The 5,937-nt window shown below is 64.8% G+C and carries 5 protein-coding genes; all 5 read left to right on the forward strand.

Going from position 1 to position 5,937, the window contains the following annotated elements; genetic code table 11:
• Positions 1–390: 390 nt before the first annotated feature.
• On the forward strand, positions 391–1,257 hold the full coding sequence (locus tag OC446_RS28885; protein ID WP_262032371.1) for a Spy/CpxP family protein refolding chaperone: 867 nt from the start codon (positions 391–393) through the stop codon (positions 1,255–1,257).
• A 427-nt stretch (positions 1,258–1,684) separates the two neighbouring features.
• On the forward strand, positions 1,685–3,490 hold the full coding sequence (locus tag OC446_RS28890; protein WP_262032372.1) for a 2Fe-2S iron-sulfur cluster-binding protein: 1,806 nt from the start codon (positions 1,685–1,687) through the stop codon (positions 3,488–3,490).
• A 1-nt stretch (position 3,491) separates the two neighbouring features.
• Entirely contained in the window at positions 3,492–4,193 is a 702-nt protein-coding gene (locus OC446_RS28895; protein ID WP_262032373.1) for an iron reductase, read from the forward strand.
• Positions 4,190–4,966: a cytochrome c3 family protein gene (locus OC446_RS28900; RefSeq protein WP_262032374.1), complete on the forward strand. Its 777-nt coding sequence runs from the start codon at positions 4,190–4,192 to the stop codon at positions 4,964–4,966. Before OC446_RS28895 ends, OC446_RS28900 begins: the two co-directional genes overlap by 4 nt.
• Before the next feature lie 154 nt (positions 4,967–5,120).
• Positions 5,121–5,540: a c-type cytochrome gene (locus OC446_RS28905; RefSeq protein ID WP_262032375.1), complete on the forward strand. Its 420-nt coding sequence runs from the start codon at positions 5,121–5,123 to the stop codon at positions 5,538–5,540.
• Positions 5,541–5,937 lie beyond the last annotated feature (397 nt).

The following is a 5,937-nucleotide window of genomic DNA, read 5'->3' on the forward strand; positions in this document are numbered from 1 at the left end:
GCGTCAGGAAGGACCGCGCTTGCCCCTCGGTTTCCAGGGTGCAGGGAAGGTCCTCTAGCCGCCAAGCCTTCGGATCCGGGCACAGGCACCCGATTGGTTCAGACAGCACGTTGGTGTTCGATTCGGGGCGCATAGTGGCGGGTCCTGCAGCGAAACGGCCGAATGGTGGCCGAGTCCCCATTCATGCTCTGGATCGGCTTTGATGGCATTGATCGGGATCAAGCACCTCGGAGGCCGACCCGGCGGTCTCCGCCATCTGGGCAGCGCAGCTTTGTAGATGCGCACCGCATGATCCAGATCAATGACGGCGCACGGCAACGTTGAGATGCTGGAGACACGCCAGGGATTCCTCTGACGCCACAGCGCTGCCATCTCACGGGAGAATCGATTATGCGCACAATGTCCGTCCTTGCGACCGCTGTGTCGGTGCTTGGCTTGATGACCTTCCAACAAGTTGTACAAGGCGCTGAGGCGGGCGCCGCCTCGCCGGGCCGCATTGTTGTGGCCATGGACAACATGGGCAGCATGCAACAGAGCCCGACCGGCCAAGGCTCCGGCGGCATGAGCGGCGGCATGGGGATGTGCTGCGGCATGGGCGGCATGTCCGGGTCCGGGCAAGCCACCATGGCGCCAAGTGGGCAGGGCGGGTCCAGCACGATGCCGTCAGGGCAGGCTGGCCAGATGGGCGGCATGCCACAGGGTGGGTCTGGGCAAGGCGGCGGCGCGGGCATGATGGACGATAACATGATGCGCATGCAGCAAGGCCAGACCGGCATGGCCCCCATGGGCCAGGGCGGCATGATGATGGACAACATGCGCCGCATGCAGCCCAACCAGCAGGGCGGGATGGGCATGATGAACAACGACGCGATGCGCATGCCGCCGGCACCAATGGGCGGTACAATGCCGGGGATGACCGCAGGCGGCGCGGACATGACGGACCGCATCGAGGGCCGGATTGCCTTTCTGAAAGCGGAGCTGAAGATCACGGACGCGCAGACCCCGGCCTGGAACCAGTTTGCCGAGGCTCTGCGCTCAAGCCGACAGCATCTGATCGAGGCCCGGCAGCTGCTGGCGACTCCGGCAGCCGATGCGACCGCGACCGTGCGGCTGGAGCAGTACGAGCGCCATCTTGGCGCCCGGCTGGAGGCCCTCAGGGCAGCGCGGAGCTCCTTTGCCCAGCTCCATGCCGGACTTGACGAGCACCAGAAGCACGTGGCGGACGAACTGGTCGTGCCGCTCCTGGCCACCTTCTGAGCGGCCAGTGCGGGTCCAGGCCCTGGTTCCCCGAGTTGAACCGGAGTGACGCGGCGGCGCCTCCGGCGCCGCGGCGCTGTCGGTTTTGCTCCCGAACCCAATGCCCGTCATGACCAGCCGCGATGCCTCCTCCGACGAGCCGGGACAGCTCTCCGAAAGCCAAGGGCAATCAAGATCGGCTGGCAGTGACTTCATGGCACAGAGTTCTTCCTCCCACCACATGCACCAACGCCCCCTCACTGCACCTCTCGTCCGGACTGTGGCGGCAACCGCCTTCGTTGGCCTGTCCGCCCTTCAGGCGTCTGGCCAATCGGCAGACGGCCATTCGGGGCACCACCCTGGCGCTGCTCCTGGCATGGCCGCTCCACCAAGCCCGGCTGCCCCGCTAGGCAATCCGCCCACAGGTGTTCCGGGCAGCCCTTCCGCCATGCCCGGAATGCCGGCCCAGGGCGGTGCCATGAGCGGGATGATGGGCGGCATGGGCGAGATGATGGGTGGGAGCCCGCAGAAGGAGTTCTATCCCTCCCTCATGGATCTGCCCACCCTGTCCCCCGAGCAGCGGCACACCATCGAAGCTCAGGCGCGGGCACGGATCAGCGCAGGCACGGACGAGATCGCAATCGCCGGGAACGCTCTCCGCCATGCGAATGCCTCAGGAGATGCCGCCGGGGCGGAACAAGCCGCCCGGCGCCTGCGGGACGGCCTCAACCTGGTGGACAGCGGCACGGCGGCGCTCCGGGCGCTTATGGAGGGAAGGGCCCCGCCACAGATTGCCCAGGATTGGTTCAAAGGACAGCTTAATCTCTCCACCGCAATGCCTGACCACGTGTCCGAGGGCCCCTTCGGCCTGTCCTGGCTCCATGTAATGACCATGGCCCTGGGATCGGCCTTTGCCATCGCCATGCTGGCGATCTATTTCGCGCGCATGCGGCGGGCGAACGCCCTCGTCGACCGCTTGTCGAGCGCTACTCTGGCCCCGACGATCCCTGCGACGCGTTCGTCCGCGGCCACCCCCGCACCGCAGCCCTCTCTTCCCGGAGCACCGCCAGCCGCAGTGGTCACATCGCCGGCGGCCCCTCCCTCCGGCTTTCTGACCGCTGCGGCAGGACCGGCGCCCACGGGCACGCCAGGCCGTCCCGGACTGTGGAAAGGACAGCTTCGGGTGGCGGCCATCTTCGACGAGACACCGAACGTCAAGACGTTCCGGCTCAGGAGCCCGCAGGGCGGCCCCATTCCCTTCACGTTCGTCCCTGGCCACTTCCTCACCTACTCGGCTCAGATCGATGGCAAGCTCGTGAGGCGCTCTTATACCATCGCGTCTTCGGCCGCCCAGACGGCCTACGTCGAGACCACCATCAAGCGCGAGGAGCAGGGGCTCCTCTCACGATACATGCACGACAATGTCGCCGTCGGTGATCTGGTCGATGTAATGGGGCCATCGGGCGTGTTCACCTTCAGCGGGACGGAAGCCGAGAGCGTCGTGCTGATCGGGGGAGGGGTGGGCATCACGCCGCTGATGGCAGCGATCCGCTACCTCAACGACATCGCCTGGCCGGGCGAAATCTTCCTCGTCTATGGCGCGCGTTCGACGGCCGACTTCATCTTCCGTGATGAGCTTGAGCACCTTCAACGCCGGCACCCCAATCTGCACGTGATCGCCACGATGGCACGCGCCGCTGGGACCTCATGGATGGGTCCGGAGGGGCCAATCACCAAGGAACTCCTGGCGCAAGCGGTGCCCGAGATCGCCAAGCGGCGGGTTCATCTGTGCGGCCCCCCGGGCATGATGGAGGCTATGAAGAAGCTGCTGGCGGAGCTTGGGGTGCCCGGAGATCAGATCAAAACTGAAGCTTTCGGTCCTGCCAAAGGCGCCGTGCCCCCGCCCGGGGTGACGGTGACCGAGCCCATCCAACTGCAACCCGACGGGAGTGTCGGACCCGCCGCAGCGTTGCCGGCGGCGATTGGTCCGGCGACCGCCTCGATCCGCTTCGCCAAGTCGAACAAAGTCGTGCCGCTGCCGCCGGACCAGAGCGTCCTGGAGGTCGCGGAGGCCGCCGACGTGCCCATCGATTACTCCTGCCGGGTTGGAACTTGCGGCATCTGCAAGACCAGGCTCCTGGAGGGTCAGGTGACCATGGAAGTCGAGGAGGCCCTCACGCCTGAGGACAAGGCGCAGAACATCATTCTGGCGTGCCAGGCCAAGTCAATCGGCAACCTGGTGGTGGATGCCTGACATGAACGAGACCGAACGGCTGACCGTTGGGGCCGGCCTCACATTGCTCCTGTTCCTGACACCGGCGTTCCTCCTTCACACCTCGCCACGGTTTCCGGGCAGTCTCGCCGGCAGCATCCTTGGCATTGCAGCCGCCATCCTGATGCTGCTCCTGCTGGTCTATCCGCTTGCCAAGTACAGTACCGCGCTCAAGCCCCTCATCACGAAGATGGTGTCGGTGCGCTCGCTGTTGACCTTCCACGTCTATGCAGGGGTGCTTGGTGCGCTGCTCGGGATCCTGCACACCGGGCACAAGTACCAGAGCCCGCTTGGGATCGGGCTCGTCGTCACGATGCTGATCGTTGTCGTCACGGGCTTTGTCGGCCGCTACTACCTGCCTCAGGTGTCAGCCGAGCTGCGGGAGCAGCAGTCCCGGCTGGCCACCCTCCGTTCGGCCTTCGACCAGACCGCCGTGGCCCTCGCAGGCCGGCAAGCGGCATCAGAAGGGCCGCCGCCCCACACACCAGCGCTTCCCGGTGTCCCGATCCTCCAGCTCGTCGATGGCATCGCCGATCTTGAATACGCCATCGGCTCGCGTGATGCGGTGAAGGCAGTCTTCATGCGCTGGATCGTGGTGCATGTCGTTAGCGCGGTTGTGATGTACGTGCTGCTGGCGCTCCATATCGCGGGCCAGGTTTACTATGGATTGCGGTGGCTCTCGTGAAGAAGATCGGCCTGTTCTATACACTTCTCATTACAGCATCGGTGCTGGTGGGCCTCGCGGCCACAGCGGCTCTGTACTATGCGGGATCGGCTGCCGTTCCGGGCTGGCGGAGTTTCTTCCAGCCTGGTCCTCTGTCGAGCCGGCACGCATTCCTGAGCGACCAGTGCGAGACGTGCCACACTCCCACCAAAGGTGTCGAGGCGGCCACGTGCATAACCTGCCACTCATCCGCCGCAGCAGACCTGGCCAAGCAGCCGACAGCGTTTCACGCCAATGTTCAGGAATGCCGTGGCTGTCATGTCGAACACCAAGGCGGCTCGCGCCCGACCAAGATGGACCATGGTGCTCTCTTGCGGATCGGCTGGCACGCGACAGGAACCTTGCAGGGCCATCCCAGTCTGTCCCGCCAAATGATCGACGACCTCGCAAGCTACCTTGGCATGCCGGTGTCGGCACCTGCCGAGAAGGAGGGGCTCAACTGCGCCGCCTGCCACAGCAACCAGGATCCTCATCAAAAGCTGCTTGGGAGCGGGTGCGCTGATTGTCATGGGACATCCACGTGGCAGATTGCATCGTTCCTACACCCGTCGCCGACGTCGCGCGAATGTGCACAGTGCCACCAGGCGCCGCCCAGCCATTACATGGAACACTTCAGCATGGTGTCGCAGAGAGTCGCCGGGCAGGAGCATGCCCAGGTGAGTCAATGCTACATGTGTCACAAGACGAATTCGTGGAACGACATCAAAGGTGCAGGCTGGTACAAGCACCATTGAGCCAGCTGCGCTGAACGGCCCGGGTGGGCATGATCGAACGACTTGGCTCGGCTTGGAGGCGGAGTAGACCTATCATGCAACACGTTTGTTTGGCGGCAGGTCCACCAAGCTCCCACTCGGTAGAAAAGACCCTTTGGAGGCGAGGAGACGGAGCGTGAACCGTTGGTTCTGGCTGGCTGTTGGGGTCACGCTGCTGGGCAGCCTTGCCATCGCATGGAGTCTCATGACACGAGAGGTTCGGGAGCCGATCCATATCGTGGAGCCGGCGACCCTCTCACCGGTCGCCACCGCTGGCAAGATGGCGTACGAGGCCAACTGCGCCGGCTGCCATGGGCAGACCGGGGCCGGAACGGATCGGGGTCCGCCCCTCGTTCATGTCGTCTATCACCCGGGCCACCACGCGGATGGGGCCTTCGATGTGGCGGTGAAGTCAGGGGTTCGGCAGCACCACTGGCGCTTTGGCAACATGCCTCCGCAGCCGCAAGTCAGCGATCCCCAGCTTCAGACCATTGTTCGATACATTCGTGAGGTCCAGCAGGCCAACGGCATCACGGCCGAACGTCATGGGGGCTAAGCCCAGGGCAACCGTTGCCGGCAACCATACAGGGGCTGGCGAGCGGCTTCCACACGGGCGGCGTTTTCGCGCGCCGGCACCGGAGGGTTGAACGAAGCGGCTGGAGAGCCAACCGGTTTGGGAAGGTGTTGGCAAAACGGACAATCCCGGACGGCAAAAACACGGACGTCAGCGCCATTTTGAAGACATGGGTCACGATACGCGAGGCGTGGATGGCGGATGCGGACCGCTTCATGGGAAGGCTCTCGGTGTGCCGTCCGCGGAGCGGCCTGGGATCCCAGGTCCGTACTGTTACGAAGCAGAAGCGGGCCTGAGGGCAAGCTAACGTTTTCAAACCTCCCAGGACCTGCGCTGGTGCCGGGCCTCATGGTAACGCCGCATCCAGTCGCGCCGACGC

Origin of the sequence: Microvirga sp. Mcv34 (genome assembly GCF_024519725.1) — a bacterium.
Lineage (GTDB): Bacteria > Pseudomonadota > Alphaproteobacteria > Rhizobiales > Beijerinckiaceae > Microvirga.